This is a genomic window from Hominiventricola sp., assembly GCF_057604405.1.
In genome coordinates, this window is the sequence record NZ_DBLYVB010000003.1 from 77,776 (window position 1) to 93,638 (window position 15,863).

13 protein-coding genes are annotated in these 15,863 nt (G+C 45.7%); 12 read left to right on the forward strand and 1 reads right to left on the reverse strand.

Annotated elements, in window-relative coordinates; genetic code table 11:
• Positions 1–20 precede the first annotated feature (20 nt).
• From ACZMB2_RS03460 to ACZMB2_RS03470, 3 genes are read left to right on the forward strand one after another with little or no spacing between them, the layout of a single operon-like run.
• A complete protein-coding gene (locus tag ACZMB2_RS03460) occupies positions 21–1,913 on the forward strand; it encodes a glycosyltransferase family 2 protein (RefSeq protein WP_118769010.1) in 1,893 nt (630 codons plus the stop codon).
• Positions 1,914–1,923: 10 nt separating this feature from the next.
• Positions 1,924–3,147: an SGNH/GDSL hydrolase family protein gene (locus ACZMB2_RS03465; RefSeq protein ID WP_487595529.1), complete on the forward strand. Its 1,224-nt coding sequence runs from the start codon at positions 1,924–1,926 to the stop codon at positions 3,145–3,147.
• A gap of 3 nt (positions 3,148–3,150) precedes the next feature.
• Complete coding sequence (locus ACZMB2_RS03470) at positions 3,151–3,540, forward strand: GtrA family protein (protein ID WP_118769012.1); 390 nt, start codon at positions 3,151–3,153, stop codon at positions 3,538–3,540.
• A gap of 68 nt (positions 3,541–3,608) precedes the next feature.
• Here ACZMB2_RS03470 and ACZMB2_RS03475 read toward each other — a convergent pair whose 3' ends face one another.
• A complete protein-coding gene (locus ACZMB2_RS03475; protein ID WP_487595530.1) occupies positions 3,609–4,964 on the reverse strand; it encodes a purple acid phosphatase family protein in 1,356 nt (451 codons plus the stop codon).
• 247 nt (positions 4,965–5,211) lie between these two features.
• Here ACZMB2_RS03475 and ACZMB2_RS03480 point away from each other — a divergent pair, with 247 nt between their 5' ends.
• The 9 genes from ACZMB2_RS03480 to ACZMB2_RS03520 all read left to right on the forward strand — a co-directional run bounded on the left by ACZMB2_RS03480 (position 5,212) and on the right by ACZMB2_RS03520 (position 15,599).
• A complete protein-coding gene (locus ACZMB2_RS03480; RefSeq protein WP_487595531.1) occupies positions 5,212–6,840 on the forward strand; it encodes a CotH kinase family protein in 1,629 nt (542 codons plus the stop codon).
• 34 nt (positions 6,841–6,874) lie between these two features.
• Positions 6,875–7,591 carry a polyphosphate polymerase domain-containing protein gene (locus ACZMB2_RS03485; RefSeq protein ID WP_487595532.1) on the forward strand — a complete coding sequence of 239 codons (717 nt, stop codon included), beginning with the start codon at positions 6,875–6,877 and terminating at the stop codon, positions 7,589–7,591.
• A gap of 36 nt (positions 7,592–7,627) precedes the next feature.
• Entirely contained in the window at positions 7,628–8,302 is a 675-nt protein-coding gene (locus ACZMB2_RS03490) for a DUF4956 domain-containing protein (protein ID WP_487595533.1), read from the forward strand.
• A gap of 3 nt (positions 8,303–8,305) precedes the next feature.
• Positions 8,306–10,084 carry a glycosyltransferase family 2 protein gene (locus ACZMB2_RS03495; RefSeq protein ID WP_487595534.1) on the forward strand — a complete coding sequence of 593 codons (1,779 nt, stop codon included), beginning with the start codon at positions 8,306–8,308 and terminating at the stop codon, positions 10,082–10,084.
• Between the two features lie 3 nt (positions 10,085–10,087).
• Entirely contained in the window at positions 10,088–11,044 is a 957-nt protein-coding gene (locus tag ACZMB2_RS03500; protein WP_487595535.1) for a glycosyltransferase family 2 protein, read from the forward strand.
• Positions 11,045–11,100: 56 nt separating this feature from the next.
• Positions 11,101–12,510 carry an undecaprenyl-phosphate glucose phosphotransferase gene (locus tag ACZMB2_RS03505; protein ID WP_487595536.1) on the forward strand — a complete coding sequence of 470 codons (1,410 nt, stop codon included), beginning with the start codon at positions 11,101–11,103 and terminating at the stop codon, positions 12,508–12,510.
• 21 nt (positions 12,511–12,531) lie between these two features.
• Complete coding sequence (locus ACZMB2_RS03510) at positions 12,532–13,668, forward strand: LCP family protein (protein ID WP_487595537.1); 1,137 nt, start codon at positions 12,532–12,534, stop codon at positions 13,666–13,668.
• An 87-nt stretch (positions 13,669–13,755) separates the two neighbouring features.
• Complete coding sequence (locus ACZMB2_RS03515; RefSeq protein ID WP_487595538.1) at positions 13,756–14,676, forward strand: glycosyltransferase family 2 protein; 921 nt, start codon at positions 13,756–13,758, stop codon at positions 14,674–14,676.
• Positions 14,673–15,599 (forward strand): tetratricopeptide repeat protein, encoded by a 927-nt coding sequence (locus tag ACZMB2_RS03520; RefSeq protein WP_487595539.1) that lies wholly within the window; start codon positions 14,673–14,675, stop codon positions 15,597–15,599. The genes ACZMB2_RS03515 and ACZMB2_RS03520 overlap by 4 nt, the downstream gene beginning before the upstream one ends.
• Positions 15,600–15,863 lie beyond the last annotated feature (264 nt).

The following is a 15,863-nucleotide window of genomic DNA, read 5'->3' on the forward strand; positions in this document are numbered from 1 at the left end:
TTCAATAGAAGGAAATTCGTATGAGTAAAGAAAACAAGCAGGCAGATCTGCCTGAACACAGAGACAAACGATTTGATGCAGTGAGAGATACCTGGTACTGGAAACTATCCAAGCCAGTCCGCGTGGTGGTTCATTTTGTGATCCGTACCCGCAATGCTTACATCCATTATGGCGGCATCAAGGGAATGTACAAACGCTGGAAACAGAAAAAAGGTGAGGCAGCCAAACGGGTGGATTTTGGAACAAAGAGCTTTCCGAATGCAGAAGAGCGCCGGAGAGAAGAAGAGACGGTATTTCCAAGAGAGATCAAGATCAGCGTGCTGGTACCTCTTTACAATACCCCGGAAAAATTCCTGAGGGAGATGATCGAGTCCGTGCAGGCACAGACCTATAAAAACTGGGAACTCTGTCTGGCAGACGGCAGTGATGACAAACATCAGGATGTGGGTGAAATTTGTCTGGATTATCAGAAAAAGGACCAGAGAATCATCTACAAAAAGATTGAGAAGAATCTGGGAATTTCCGGAAATACCAATGTATGCTTTTCCATGGCAACGGGTAATTTCATTGGACTTTTTGACCATGATGATGTGATGCATCCGAGCCTGCTCTTTGAGTGTGTGAAGACAGTTTGTGAGAAGGATGCGGATTATGTCTATACAGATGAGGCAACCTTTACCTCCCCGAATCTTGACGATCTGATTGTCCTGCATTTTAAACCGGATTATTCCCCGGACAACCTGCGGGCCAACAACTATATCTGCCACTTCTCCATGTTTGATGCGGATCTTCTGAAGAAGACCGGGCTGTTCCGCTCCGAGTACGACGGAAGCCAGGATCATGATATGATCTTACGTCTGACGGAAGAGGCAAAGAATGTACAGCATATTCCGAAGATTCTCTACTACTGGAGATCTCATCCCCAGTCGGTGGCGGCAGATATCGGAGCAAAGACCTATGCGATTGATGCGGCAAAACGTGCGGTGCATGATCATATGCGGGATTACTATGGCATTGAAGTGGAAGTGGAGAGCACAAGAGCATTCCCGACTATTTTCCAGATCAAATATCCCATTACCGGAACGCCCCTTGTAAGCATTGTGATTCCCAACAAGGATCATGTGGAAGACTTAAGAAGATGTATTCAGTCCATCGTGAACAAATCTACCTGGACCAATTACGAGATCGTGGTTGTGGAGAATAACAGCAAGGAACAGAGCATCTTTGACTATTATAAAGAACTGGAAGCACTGCCTCAGGTACAGGTAGTGACCTACGAAGGTGAGTTTAACTACTCCAGGATCAACAACTTTGGTGTAAGTAAGACCAGGGGAGAGTATCTGCTTCTGTTAAATAATGATACAGAAGTCATTACTCCCGACTGGATGGAGCAGCTTCTTATGTATGCACAGCGAAAAGACGTGGGTGCAGCCGGGGCAAAGCTCTATTATGGCGATGATACGATCCAGCATGCGGGTGTGGTCATCGGTCTTGGAGCCCATCGTTCTGCAGGACATACCCATTATAAGATGCCAAGACAGCATCTGGGTTATATGGGACGCCTTTGTTATGCACAGGATGTGACAGCTGTCACGGGTGCCTGCCTCATGGTGAGCAGAGCTGCTTACGATCAGGTGGGCGGCCTGGATGAAAGTTTTACGATTTCTCTCAACGACGTGGACTTCTGCCTGAAGCTCAGAGAAGCAGGATATTTAAATATTTTCACTCCATTTGCAGAGCTTTATCACTATGAATCCAAGACAAGAGGAATGGAAGAAGGCGAGAAGCTTCGCCGTTATGAAAGAGAATGCGCGCATTTCCGTGAAAAATGGAAAGCACAGCTGGATGCCGGAGATCCCTATTATAATCCGAACTTTTCACTGGATTATTCCGATTTTACCCTGCGCTTTTAGAGGTTGAGACATGAAGAGAATTGAACGGGAAAAAGTCATCCGAAATGCATACCGAAGCATCATTCTGGCTTTGACGGCCTGCTGTATTTTTCTTGGAGTAGTGCTGGTTGTCCATGAACTTGCCAGAGAATATGAAGTGGAAAAACTGAATCAGAAGCTCAATGCCAAAGGAGTTGTGGAAAATCAGGAAGGACAGTATGTCGGTGTGGAACTGTTCCTCCCGGAAGAGGTCTATGTGGCAGAGGGCGTGACACTGGAGCTTTACAACGCCCAGGTATCTTCTCTGGGAACGAAGATTGAGAATTACAATGTAAAATGGACCTGCGCGGTAGGAAAGAATATGCAGAGAAAATTCTCTATCACCGGAACCACGGATCTGATTGGAGAATATCCGCTGATCTTCACAATCTTTGATGACAACGGCGCACAGGTTGCGACGGCTTCCACCAAGCTGAAAGTGGTAAAAGACTTAAGCGAGGAACAGAAACACTTTTCTCTGCTGACGATTGGTGACAGTTTGTCCTGCAATACTGCTACCTATGAACAGTTGAATCTCCGTACAGACAATCAGATTGTCTATATGGGGACCAGAGGTGTAGGCGGTTCCCTGACCGAGGCAAGGCGCGGATTTTCCGCAGCCAATTATCTGACGGATGCGCCCTACACCATGGAAGATCCCCATGAGGATGTGCAGCCCTTCTATGATAAAGAAACCGATAGCTTCAGTTGGAGGCATTATAAAGAAAAGACAGGATTTCATCCGGATGCCATCGAACTGTTCCTGGGTACCAATGGACTGGATGTGGATCCAACAGAAAATGGAGATAACATTGCGGCTATCGTGAAGAATATCCATGAAGAAGATCCGGATCTGCCCATTTATCTGGTGCACACCATTTATCCTGCGAATCAGGATGGTATTGGTTCCTGGAACAACAAAGGTTATGCCCTTTATGGTGACCGCTACAAATATGAGGAAGACCAGAAGGTGTTTCACCTGATGACCTATCTGGAGGATATTCTTGCAGACGAGCCGTATCTGTATTTTGTACCTGCATCCATCTGCGTGGACAGTGCCAATAATTTTGATATGACAGAGGAACCGGTGAATCCGTATTCCGATGAAATGCAGGAAGTGCCGACAGATGCGGTTCATCCGGGCAGAGCGGCCTATGAGCAGATTGCGGACTGTCTATACAGTGTGATCTGTGGAACAGAATCAGAATGGGAGTAAACAATGGTAAAATTAATTCAACAGATGATTAAATTTGGTTTTGTGGGAGTTTTATGTTTCTTTATTGATTATGGAATCATGGTCTTCCTGACGGAAGTGTTTGGAATCAATTATATGGTTTCCAGTACGGTTTCCTTTTCCGTATCCGTAACCGTCAACTACATCTTAAGTGTGGCCTTTGTTTTTGAAACTGACAAAGATAAAAATAAGATAAAAGAATTTATTGTGTTTGTTCTGCTGAGTATTGTAGGTCTTGGCGTCAACGAGCTCTGCATGTGGCTGGGAACAGATCTCATGGGCATCCATTATATGATTACCAAGATCGGTGCGACGGCCATCGTGATGGTTTACAACTTTGTGACCAGAAAGATGTTTATCGAAAAGAAAAATTAAAAAGAATACAAAAAAACGGCTGTGCCACCTAGATGCTGGCGCAGCCGTTTTTTTGCAGTGCAGGAAAGTTATCCGACACTCTTATCAATTTCGTAGGTATCAATGATTTCCCAGGTCTCTGCATCATAAGTCGTGAAAGTCAGGGAGTCAGGAGAAACCTGCACATCGGTCACCTGGGGGCTTTCCTGCTTTTCGTTGACAGCCGCTTCGTCCTGGGCAGAAGGTCTGTGATAAAGACTTCCGCTGGAAGAGCCAAGGGTCAGATACATGGTGCCCTCCGGATCAACAGCAGGACTTTCGTAATCCTGCCGGGTTCCGTCTCCATTGATAAAATAACTTCTCATATAGCAGTGATTATGTCCGCAAAGCACAGCATCGATATCATAGTCATCTGCAAATTTCAGAAAATAGGGACGCATCTCCTGGCCTTTTTCCATATATTCCTCATAAGAATTATAGGGAGAATAGTGGGAAAAGACCAGCTTCCAGCGGACTTCCGGGTTGGCTTCGCAGGCAGCCGCGATAAACTCTTCATGGTCACTCCATTTGTTTTCGTCCATCACATCCAGCACCATGAAAAGGGCATCCCCACGCACAAACCAGTAATCTCCGTCACCTTCGTCATCACAGGTACCGATGTCTGACTGATTCGGAAGAGTGAAATGCTCGGAATACTCCGGACCGCCCATATCGTGGTTCCCCTTTACCGGAGCCAGGGAAAGACTGTAGAGAGCCGCCTGGTTTAAGAAGGCATCATACTGTTCTGTGTCATTGTAATCGTTGACCTGATCTCCCAGAGAGAGCAGAAAACTGGAATCCGGGAAATGGTATTTGATCTTATTCAGTACTTTCTTGAAAGTAGTTTTCTGGTTGTCCAGTTCATCCACTGGCTTTCCAAGCTGGGGATCTCCGATGGCGGTAAAACGGAAGGTATCGGAGAATGTCGGAGTGGTGTAGGAGTAGACCGGAGAATATCCTTCTTCATTTCCTACTTTATAAATATACTCTGTTTCCGGTGAAAGACCGCTTACCGCAGCACGATTTACATAATATCCGGAAGTGATCTCCGAAGCAGTGGGATCTGATGCCGGAAAGGACTGGGCATTTGCAAAGTCCGTGTCATCGGCAGTGGTAAGAAGTATCTCACCCGGGGTCTCTGAAGGAGAGTACCAGGTCATATTTACATCAGATTCCGTTGCTCCTACAGTAACGGAAAGATATCGGATCGGTGTGGATGTGATCAAGGTGGCAGAGTAGGAAGGTGCGGTGCTCCAGGTTTCCTCACCGGGGGCCGGAGGGGTTACTTCCTCCTGGACAGTTTCCTCTGTGGCCGGCTGTTCTGTATTTTCTGAATCTGCTTTACCGCAGCCTGCCGCTGTAATCATCAGCAGGGCTGCAAGAAGCAATACTCTTTTTTTCATCATTGCAGGGTCTCCTTAATAGTTACTTAATATATTGAGTTTACCATAACACAGATTACCTGGAAAAGTAAAGGGATACGGACTTGCGGAAAAGTGAACAATTTCTTAATTTCTGTAACGCTTCGACCGTGAAACCGTGATTTGCCTTTGTAAAAGAAAAGTAAAGTTGCGTATCTTCTTCAAAGCTGATATAATAAACTCTAAATAAAGTTGCGAAAAGATTTCGTATAAAATAGACAGGAGAGACAGAGTGGTAAAAAAGATGGCGCTGCTTTTCAGCGTACTGCTATTCATTGGCTCCCTCTTTTTTTTCGTGTATGAATCTGAACATGCCGAAATTCAGGACACTTATGAGAGCGGTGCTCTGAAAGGTGAGGTTCATGAAGCGCGTAAGCTGCAGAAACGCCTGGCGAAGACTCTTGACGGAACTTCCGTACAGCTGTGTTTTAAAGGCGAACTGTTGGCATGTGACAGGGAAAGTCTGACATTTTATCTTCCGGTAGATATGGAAACGGATGCATGGGAAGCAGGAACCTTTGCCGACCAGAGTGGGGAATTTGGAATCCTTCCATTGGAAGATTATACGCGTCTTGAAAAAAAGGAGACGGTTTCATCCGGTTATGCAGTGCCGTTTCTGGTATGGAATGAAAAGGAAGGAACCTGTACGACAATCTATGTGGTATTCACCGGTCTGCCGGTGGTACGTATGGAGACAGATGCGAGCCTTGATGTGGATACGGTATTTGCCGGAAGCGTCGAGTTCTATGAAAACTGTGGAAAGGAAGACTGGACACTCAAATCAGTTTTTCAGGCGCACGAGAGAGGTCAGACGACCAGAGCTTACCCGAAGAAGGGTTACCGGGTGGATCTGATCTCTGTCACATCCACAGGTGTAATCAATAAAAACAAAGAAAAGGTTCTGGGAATGAGGAAGTCCGATTCCTGGATCTTTTATGCCATATACAGTGACGGCACGAAAGTGCGGGATCAGTTCAACACCCGGATCTGGGACAGGCTTGGAGCATGGGATACACCTTATGACACCCGGTTTGGCACCAGCATGAAATATGTGGAGTTGGTGGTGAACGGAGAGTACAGAGGTCTTTACGGGATTTTTGAACCGGTAGACAGCATGCAGCTGGAAATTTCAGATCAGGAATATCTCTATAAGAGGACTTACGGAAGAGAACTTCTGGCGGAGACCATGGATTCTGTTGCTCCGTCTGAATACCTGACAGTTCTCGGAATGGAACTGAAAGGACGAAATGGTCAGGGAAATGGAGAGGACTGGAAATGTTTCCGGACATTTGTGGAAATGTGCCAGTCTGACGATGAAACGTTTCGGGCAGAAGCGGAAAAGCTGCTTAATATGGACAACGTTGCAGACATCTGGCTGTATCTGCAGATGATGTATGCAGAAGACAATATTTATAAAAACATGTTCTTTGCTTTCAAAAAGGAATCCGACGGTTACCGGATGTATCTGGTGCCATGGGATACAGACCTGACCTGGGGAAATACCTATGTGGATGATGGGGAACAACTGTATGTGCAGTGGTCGCCGGAACATGTGCAGGATTATCTGGAATGGCCGTTTCTGGATCGGCTTTTAAAACTGGATGTGGGAAATATCCGGGAAAAAGTGGCAGCCAGATGGCAGAAACTTCGACAGGATGAGCTGTCAGATGAAAATCTTAAGAATATGCTGGATGACTGCATTCATGAGGTACAGGATTCTGGTGCATTTGCAAGGGATGCGGTCCGCTGGCCGGACAGCCGGCATGACGGTGATTATGAGGGCATGCAGTCTTATATGAAGGAACGGCTTGCTTATCTTGATAAAAATTTTAAAAATATGGATGAATGGATACAGGATTGAAACAATAATAAGTAAAAGAAATGAGAGTGAAATCATGGAACCAAAAGTATTTGATCCGTCTTTGATGGAGAACAGGTTTCGTCATGAGTTCAAGTATATCTGCTCCTACGGTCAGCTGCGAAATCTGCAGTGCCGGCTGTCAGGACTGATTCCGCTGGATCCTCATGCGGGGGCGGATGGCATTTATAACATCCGAAGCCTGTATTTTGATGACTACTATGACCGCTGTTTTATGGAAAACGAAGCGGGAACTGACCCAAGAGAAAAATTCCGAATCCGCATCTACAATCACAGTGCAGAACGGATTTCACTGGAACTGAAACGGAAGGTCAGGGGGAAGACACAGAAACTGTCCTGCCCCCTTACCGAGGAACAGTGCAGAACTCTGATGGCAGGGGAAACTCCGGAGGTTACCCCAGAGACACCGGCGCTTCTAAACAAACTGATACTTCTTATGAAAACTTCATTGATGAGACCCAAAGTAATTGTGGAGTATGATCGTGTGCCCTATATTTATCCGCTGGGAAATGTCCGTATAACACTGGATGAGGATATCCGCGGTTCCAGCAGGGTGGATTTGTTTTTGGAGGACCAGATTCCTCTCAGACTGATTATGCCGGCAGGACAGCATATTCTGGAAGTCAAGTATGACGAATATCTTCCGGATTTCATTTATCAGACGGCGCAGCTTGACAACCTGCGGACAACTGCATTTTCAAAGTATTATTTATGCAGAAAATATAACCTGTAAAAAATAAAGAAATGTAAGAAAAGGAGATTACATAAGATGGGATTCAAAGACGTATTTAAAAAATCATTTCTCGAGGGATTTACGAGCATGGACATTACCACCGCAAAGATTGTGGCAACTCTGTTCGTGTCTGCACTTCTGGCACTGTATGTGTTCGCAATTTACCGACTGGTAACGAGAAAAGTATTCTATTCTAAAAATTTTAATATTTCGCTGGCAGCCATGTCTATTATCACCGCAGCTATTATTCTGGCCATGCAGTCCAACCTGGTGATTTCCCTTGGTATGGTCGGCGCTCTTTCTATCGTGCGTTTCCGTACCGCTATCAAAGATCCGATGGATCTGGTATTTATGTTCTGGTCTATCAGTATTGGAATTATTTGCGGTGCAGGTCTCTATGAAGTAGCGCTGGTTACCTCTGTGGCTGTTACTGTATTTATCCTGGTTCTGGATATGATTCCGGTAAGCAAAGCACCGATGATGCTGGTCATCAACAGCTCTCAGATGGACGGTGAGCAGCAGATCCTTGATATTGTAGGAAAATATAGCAAATCCTATAAAGTAAAATCCAGAAACCTGTCCAAAGGCCGTCTGGATATGGTAGTAGAGCTTCGGGTCAAAGATGAGAGTGCACTGGTATCTGAAGTGGCAGCTTTAGAAGGAATGATCGGGGCATCCCTGATTGCACATGATGGTGAGGTTACCTTTTAATATATGAAAGCAGATTATGCGAAACGTGGTTATCACTATGTGAAGAACTACGGACTTTCTAAATTATATCTGAAAGCAAAAGAACGTCTGGAACGGGATATTCTGGAACGGGATTATCAACAGTGGATGATTTCTGAGCGGCCTGCTGACAGTGAAAAGGAGCTGCAGCGGGAGCATCATTTTGCATATGCACCAAGGATCAGTGTGGTAGTTCCGGTTTACAAAACGCCGGAGACTTTCCTGCGTGAGATGGTGGATTCCGTACTGAACCAGACCTATGGAAATGTGGAGCTTTGCCTGGCAGACGGAAGTGAGGAAGACCATGGACCACAGAAGATTCTGGAAGCGTATGCAGCGCAGGATCCCCGGATCCGCTATGAAAAGCTTCCAAAGAATCTTGGTATTGCGGGAAATACCAATGCGGCATTGGATCTTGCCACAGGAGAGTATGTGGCACTTCTGGATCATGATGATTTTCTGGAAGAACATGCACTGTTTGAGCTGGTCAAATGGCTGCAGACCCATCCGGAAGCAGATATGATCTACACGGATGAAGATAAGGTAAGCTTCGACTCTGCTACCTTTTTCCAGCCCCATTTTAAACCGGATTTTAACCCGGATCTTTTACGTACCAACAATTATATTTGCCATTTCCTGATGGTAAAACGGACATTGATGGAGCAGGCGGGCAAATACCGGGAGTCTTTTGACGGGGCGCAGGATTATGATTTTATTCTCCGATGCAGTGAACTGGCACAGGAGATTGACCATATTCCACGGGTACTCTATCACTGGAGATGTCATCCGACTTCTACGGCAGGAAACCCGGAGAGTAAGATGTATGCATATGAGGCAGGAAGACGTGCGCTGGAAGAACATCTGAAGCGGACTAGTATGAGCGCTGCCGTACAGTGCATGGATAATCCGGGATTCTACAGAGTCTGCTATATGCCTGCAGAGACGCCAAAAGTCACCATTGTACTTCTCAATGTGCGGGATGCAGGCACGTTAAAGCGCCTTGCAAGGATGACTTCCAGACAGGCTGGTTACTCGAATTATGAAATCCTGGTGCTTTTAGAGAATCCGAAGAAAAATAAAATAATTTTGAATTTTATAAAAGAACATAGACAAACACCCATAAAAGTAGTATATTGTAATAGCGCTTGTAATAAATTTGTAACATTTTCCAGCCTGGCAGAGAAAATGGACAGTGATTATCTGTTATTCCTGGATGGAAGAACAGGCAATATTACGCGTGGTTTTATGGATTTGTTTCTGGGAAGTGCACAGCGGGCAGATATTGGTGCCGTGGGTGGACGTGTGTATGATGACAGGCGAAGACTTTGGTATGGAATCAAAGTGCTGGGTCTGAAAGGAACTGTCGGAGATGCTTTTGAAGGTCTGAAGGCGGGATATACAGGATATTTCCATAAAGCAATTTTGCAGCAAAACTGTCATGCAGTTTCAGGAAAAGCCATGATGCTCAGAAGAGAACTGTTTTTGAAGGCAGGCGGCTTTTCAGAAGATGTGGAAGATCGCATGAAGGATGTGGATTTGTGCCTGAAGCTGGAAAAGCTGGGTTACAGAAATGTTTACGAGCCGGGAATTGCTGTGATTCTTCAGGACCATCAGAGAGGAAGAAAGCAGGGCGCAAGACCGGCTGCTCAGTTTGCAAAGAAGTGGAAAAGTCTGCTTCAGATGCCGGACAGATTTTACAACAGCAATCTGTCACTGGACAATACGGATTTCAGAATCCGTGATTATCACCGGAAAGAGGATTGACAGATGCCGGATGTGAGTATCGTAATTCCTAATTATAATGGAATATCGTATCTGGAAGGATGTCTGAAATCCATACAGGAGCAGAAGAACATTCATCCGGAAGTAATGGTGGTGGATAATGGTTCCACTGATGGAAGCCAGGACTATATCAAAAAAGAATTTCCTTTCTGCAAGTTGATTTGTCTGGATCAGAACTATGGATTTTGCCGGGCGGTCAATGAAGGATTTCAGGCTGCAGAGAGTGAATATGTCATACTTTTGAATAATGATACGGAAGTAAAGCCGGATTTTTCAAGAAAACTATTGGATGCCATTCGTGCAGACCAGAGGAGATTTTCCTGCCAGGCCTGCATGCTCCAGTATCAGAATCCGGAGCTTACGGATGATGCGGGAGATTTTTTCTGTGGGCTGGGCTGGGCATTTGCCAGAGGAAAGGGAAAACCGGCATCGGAGTATCAGAAAAGTGGCAGGATCTTTTCATCCTGCGCAGGTGCCGCGATTTACCGGAAAAGCCTGGTATTGAAGCTGGGCGGGTTTGACGAGGCGCATTTTGCTTACCTGGAAGATCTGGATATTTCTTACAGGGCAAAGCTTGCCGGTTATGTGAACTGGTATGAGCCGAGGGCCCGGGTTCTCCATGTGGGGAGTGGGACCAGCGGGTCAAGATACAATCATTTTAAAGTAATACATGCAGCGGGAAATAATGTATATCTTCTATACAAAAATATGCCGCTGCTTCAGCTTGTTGTGAATGCTCCGCTTTTATTGGCGGGTTTTCTGATAAAGTATCTTTTTTTCGTGAAAAAAGGTCTGGGCAGGGATTACCGGGAAGGTTTCGTAAGAGGCATCCGGCTGTGCAGAGCGAATCCGGGGCGAAGAGTTGTCTTTGGAGCCAGACATATTTCCATATGTTTTGGCATTCAACTAGAGTTATGGAGAAATATTTTCCGTCTGGTGTAGGGAAACATCTGTAAGAGTTTCGGATAGAGCGAAGGGGGAAACATAGGTGAGAGTTTGTGATTAAGGATAACCAGCGGTACTTTAACCGGCTTCATGTGGTGATTGATGCCGCCGTCATTTGCATATCATATATTCTGGCCTGGGTCTACAAGTTTCTGATTCTGAAGGATCCGCCAGGACTGGGCTTTGCCCTGTATATGGTGGCATTATTTGGAATTGTTCCGTTATATCTGATGCTCTATCTGGCATTTAACATGTATACCGCCAAGCGGGTACAGGGTCGGAGACTGGAGTCAGGAAATATATGTAAAGCCAACACGGTGGGACTTCTGATCGTCATGGCTGTATTCTTCCTGTTGAGAGAATATAATGGATATGCCTATGAGTATTCCAGAACCATGTTGTTCTATTTTTATGTGGTCAACATTGTGATGGAACTGCTGGTCCGGAATGCAATCCGGATCGTGCTGAAGAAGATCCGACGCAGCGGATTTAATTTACGGCATATTATTTTTGTGGGGTACAGCAGTGCGGCTGAGTCCTTTATTGACCGCATTTATGCCAACCCTCAGTGGGGTTACCGGGTCTGCGGAATTCTGGATGACAATAAGGAATCCGGTTACACCTATAAAGGGGTACCGGTATTGGGACCTACGGATGAACTGGAAACGATTCTGGAGAACAACCGGCTGGATGAAATTGCTCTTACGCTGGCGCTCCGGGAATACTATAAATTGAAGCGGATCGTAGCGATCTGCGAAAAATCCGGTGTGCATACAAAATTTGTTCCGGATTATAATGATATCATACCGACGAGACCATATACGGAAGATCTTCTGGGCCTTCCGGTGATCAATATCCGGCACGTGCCGCTGACTAATACCTTTAATATGGTATGTAAGCGGACAGTGGACATTGTTGGAGCCATTGTTGCTATCATCATTTTTTCGCCGGTTATGCTGGTTACGGCCATTTTGGTAAAAATAACATCCAAAGGGCCGCTCATATATAAGCAGGAGCGGGTAGGACTCCATAACCAGACATTTCAGATGTATAAGTTCCGTTCCATGGAAGTACAGTCTGAAAAAAGTGAAAAGCGGGCATGGACTGTCCGGAATGATCCTCGCGTGACAACCGTGGGAAAAATCATCCGGAAGACCAGTATCGATGAACTGCCGCAGTTGTTCAATATCCTGAAAGGTGACATGAGCCTGGTGGGACCAAGACCGGAGCGTCCTTTTTTCGTGGAAAAGTTCCGGGAGGAGATTCCAAGGTATATGATCAAGCATCAGGTGCGTCCGGGACTGACCGGATGGGCACAGGTCAACGGCTACCGGGGGGATACATCGATCAAAAAGCGTATTGAATACGACCTGTACTATATTGAGAACTGGACCATGGGACTGGATTTTAAGATCCTGTTTCTAACGTTCTTCAAAGGCTTTGTAAATAAGAATGCTTATTAGCAGGCGTAGAAAGGATGAATTATGGCAAAAGAAACTATGAAAAAGACGACTTCGAAAAAAAATGCATCTCATCAGAAAACGTCTTCTGCAAAATCTGCATCAGGCAGAAGCAGAGGAGGTTCTAAGAAGAGAGCATCCAAAAAGAAAAAGCGGATGATGATTTTCGGCATTGAGATTGCAGTGATTCTGATTCTTGTGCTGGGATTCTGGGTAGTAAGCAAACTGGATAAGATTCAGAAGCCGAAGGTAGAGCAGGATCAGATTGAAGTAAATGAATCTCTGCAGGAATCCACGATGGAAACCATGAAAGGTTACACTACCGTCGCACTGTTTGGCCTTGATACCCGTGAAGCGGGACAGCTTGGAAGTGGAAATCGAAGCGATACCATTATTATTGCGAGCATTAACAATGATACCAAGGAAGTAAAACTGGTCAGTGTATATCGTGATACTTATCTGAATCTGACCAATGGTAAATATAATAAATGTAACAGCGCATATTCCTCAGGCGGTCCGGCACAGGCAATCAGTATGCTGAACACGAACTTGGATCTGGATATTGAGTACTATGTCAGCGTAGACTTCGCTGCACTGACCAAGACAGTAGATCTGCTGGGTGGTATCGACATCGATGTAGATGACGCTGAGATTGAACATCTGAACAACTATATTGTTGAGACATCCAAGGTAACAGGTATCCAGACGCAGCCTCTGACCAGTACAGGACTTCAGACACTGGATGGCGTACAGGCGACTTCCTACTGCCGTATCCGTTACACTGCAGGAGACGATTTCAAACGTACGGAGCGTCAGCGAGAAGTGATCATGCAGCTGGTAAGCAAGGCGAAGAAGATGGATATCAGCAAAGTTAATGATATCATTGATGCTGTATTCCCGCTGATTGCAACCAACTATACCAACGATGAGCTGGTAGCCATGGCTCCGCAGCTTTTGACCTACGATATTGTGGACACCACCGGATTCCCGTTTGATAAAGCAAATGCAACCGTCAAAGGAAAAGGTTCCTGTGTTGTTCCGGTAAATCTGGAAGAGAACGTAAAACAGCTTCATGAGTATCTCTTTGGCAACGCTGATTATCAGCCATCCAATGAGGTAACAGAGATCTCTTCAAAGATCAATTCTGAGACAGGATATTAAAAATAGTGAATGAATAGAAGCGAGGGATTCGTGAAGTTCCCTCGCTTTGTTTCTAATATAGAAAATTGCAGAAAACAGGAGAAACTGATGACAGCGGATATTGTAATTCCGGTTTATCGTCCGGGGGCAGAGTTAGGAGAACTGCTGAGCCGTCTGGCTGACCAGACGATACTGGCAGGGAAGATCATTCTGATGAATACAGAGGAAGCACATTTCCCGGCAGAGCTTCCGGAAAGATATGAAAATGTGGAAGTTCATCATGTGACAAAGCAGGAATTTGATCATGGCGGTACCAGAGATCAGGGCATTCGTCTCTCTGAGGCAGATGTGGTGATCTGTCTTACGCAGGATGCTATGCCGGCGGATGAACATCTGGTGGAAGAACTGCTGAAACCATTTGCAGATCCTTCCGTATGGGCGGCCTATGGAAGGCAGCTGCCGAAGGAAAATTGCAGGGAAGTGGAAAAATACACCCGCAGTTTTAATTACCCTGATGAAAGCAGGATCAAAGGAAAAGAGGATCTTCCGGTATTGGGGATTAAGACTTTTTTCTGCTCTAATGTCTGTGCTGCGTGGAGACGGGAAAAATACAAAGAACTGGGTGGATTTGTCAAACGGACTATTTTTAATGAAGATATGATTTATGCAGGAACCATTATAAAGGCAGGTGGTCGAATTGCCTACTGTGCAGATGCACAGGTGGTGCATTCTCACAATTACAGTGCCCTGCAGCAGTTTCACCGGAATTTTGATCTGGCAGTATCCCAGACTATGCATCCGGAAATCTTTGGCGGCATTCGTTCGGAATCTGAAGGCATACGTCTGGTAAAAAGGAGTCTTTCTTATTGTATTAAAATCAGAAAACCGTGGTTGATGATCCAGGTGGTGACCCAGAGCGCAGGAAAGCTCCTGGGCTACAAACTGGGACAGCGTTATGAACGGCTTCCAAGAAAACTGGTTCTGGCGTGTACCATGAACCGGGAATTCTGGGATAAGGAGGAGCTATGAAAGGAAAAAAGATAAAGCGGACTATGCTGGCAGTGACTGTTCTGTGTATGGGGCTTCTGATTGGCTGCGGTACGGATAAAAAGACAGAAGAACAGCAGCTGGCTTTACGAACCCAGGGCATGGAACAGGCTCGGGAAGGCAGCTATGAAGACGCCATCGCTTCCTATAATGAGGCCCTGGAACTTGCCGATATGCATGCAGGCAGTCTGGAACTGGATATTGCGGCATATAAAGCATCGGCACAGTATTATGCAGGAAATACAGAGGATGCCATTGCCACCTGCAGTGCCATTCTGGACCTGAAGGAGAGTGCGGAGATTTATACAACCAGAGGACTTCTCTATCGGGAGGCAGGAAATGCAGAAGCCGCAAAAGCAGATTTTACCAAGGCGATGAGTCTTACCTCTAAGAAGAATAAAGTAATGCTGGGAAGACTTTCTTATTATATGGAAGATGATACAAATGCCAAGACCTATCTGGAGGCAGCTTCCAAGGAAGGTAATCCGGAAGGCATTTACTGGCAGGCAGAGCTGTACCGGGAGATGGGAAATACAGACTATGCCATTACCCTCTATCAGAGTTATCTGGATGGTGAAGAAGTTACGCATCAGGAAGCTTATGAACGGGTGGCGGCTTATCAGCTGGCACAGGGTGATTACACTGGTGCACTGGACACCCTGCAGGGGGGAATTTCCATGGGAAACGGCGGATGTCTGCAAAAACTGATGGCATCGGAGATCACTGTCTATGAACAGCAGGGAGATTTTGATACCGCCCTTCAGAAGATGGAGATCTATCTGGAAAGCTATCCGGATGATGCGGATGCACAGAGAGAATATACCTTCCTGAAAACACGCTCCCAGGACGGTCAGGCCGGAACGGATACGGAAGCGGAAGAGGATACAGAAGGTACAGAAGAATAAAAATCAGAACCACGTGGATTTTATAATTTTCCGCGTGGTTTTTTGTTTATAGATATGCTGGGCAGGCCGAAGTGACAGCCTGTGAAAGGAACGTCCGCAGTCCCGGTACTTGATGAGAACGAGCCTGCAGCGAAGTTCGAATCTTAGTACCGCTGGATCGAGGACTTAGCGCGAGCGGTTCCGCTCACAGCCTGTCACTTCGGCTGCTTGGTCAGTTGTAATCCGTTCACAAATTCTTCATAAAAAAATATAAAATACACTTGA

Bases quoted from the DNA above. Each gene is read 5' to 3' on its own strand.
- ACZMB2_RS03485 (WP_487595532.1), top strand. From the start codon at position 6,875: ATGGAACCAAAAGTATTTGATCCGTCTTTGATGGAGAACAGGTTTCGT.
- ACZMB2_RS03470 (WP_118769012.1), top strand. From the start codon at position 3,151: ATGGTAAAATTAATTCAACAGATGATTAAATTTGGTTTTGTGGGAGTT.
- ACZMB2_RS03500 (WP_487595535.1), top strand. From the start codon at position 10,088: ATGCCGGATGTGAGTATCGTAATTCCTAATTATAATGGAATATCGTAT.
- ACZMB2_RS03515 (WP_487595538.1), top strand. From the start codon at position 13,756: ATGACAGCGGATATTGTAATTCCGGTTTATCGTCCGGGGGCAGAGTTA.
- ACZMB2_RS03465 (WP_487595529.1), top strand. From the start codon at position 1,924: ATGAAGAGAATTGAACGGGAAAAAGTCATCCGAAATGCATACCGAAGC.
- ACZMB2_RS03520 (WP_487595539.1), top strand. From the start codon at position 14,673: ATGAAAGGAAAAAAGATAAAGCGGACTATGCTGGCAGTGACTGTTCTG.
- ACZMB2_RS03460 (WP_118769010.1), top strand. From the start codon at position 21: ATGAGTAAAGAAAACAAGCAGGCAGATCTGCCTGAACACAGAGACAAA.
- ACZMB2_RS03510 (WP_487595537.1), top strand. From the start codon at position 12,532: ATGGCAAAAGAAACTATGAAAAAGACGACTTCGAAAAAAAATGCATCT.
- ACZMB2_RS03495 (WP_487595534.1), top strand. From the start codon at position 8,306: ATGAAAGCAGATTATGCGAAACGTGGTTATCACTATGTGAAGAACTAC.
- ACZMB2_RS03475 (WP_487595530.1), bottom strand. From the start codon at position 4,964: ATGATGAAAAAAAGAGTATTGCTTCTTGCAGCCCTGCTGATGATTACA.
- ACZMB2_RS03490 (WP_487595533.1), top strand. From the start codon at position 7,628: ATGGGATTCAAAGACGTATTTAAAAAATCATTTCTCGAGGGATTTACG.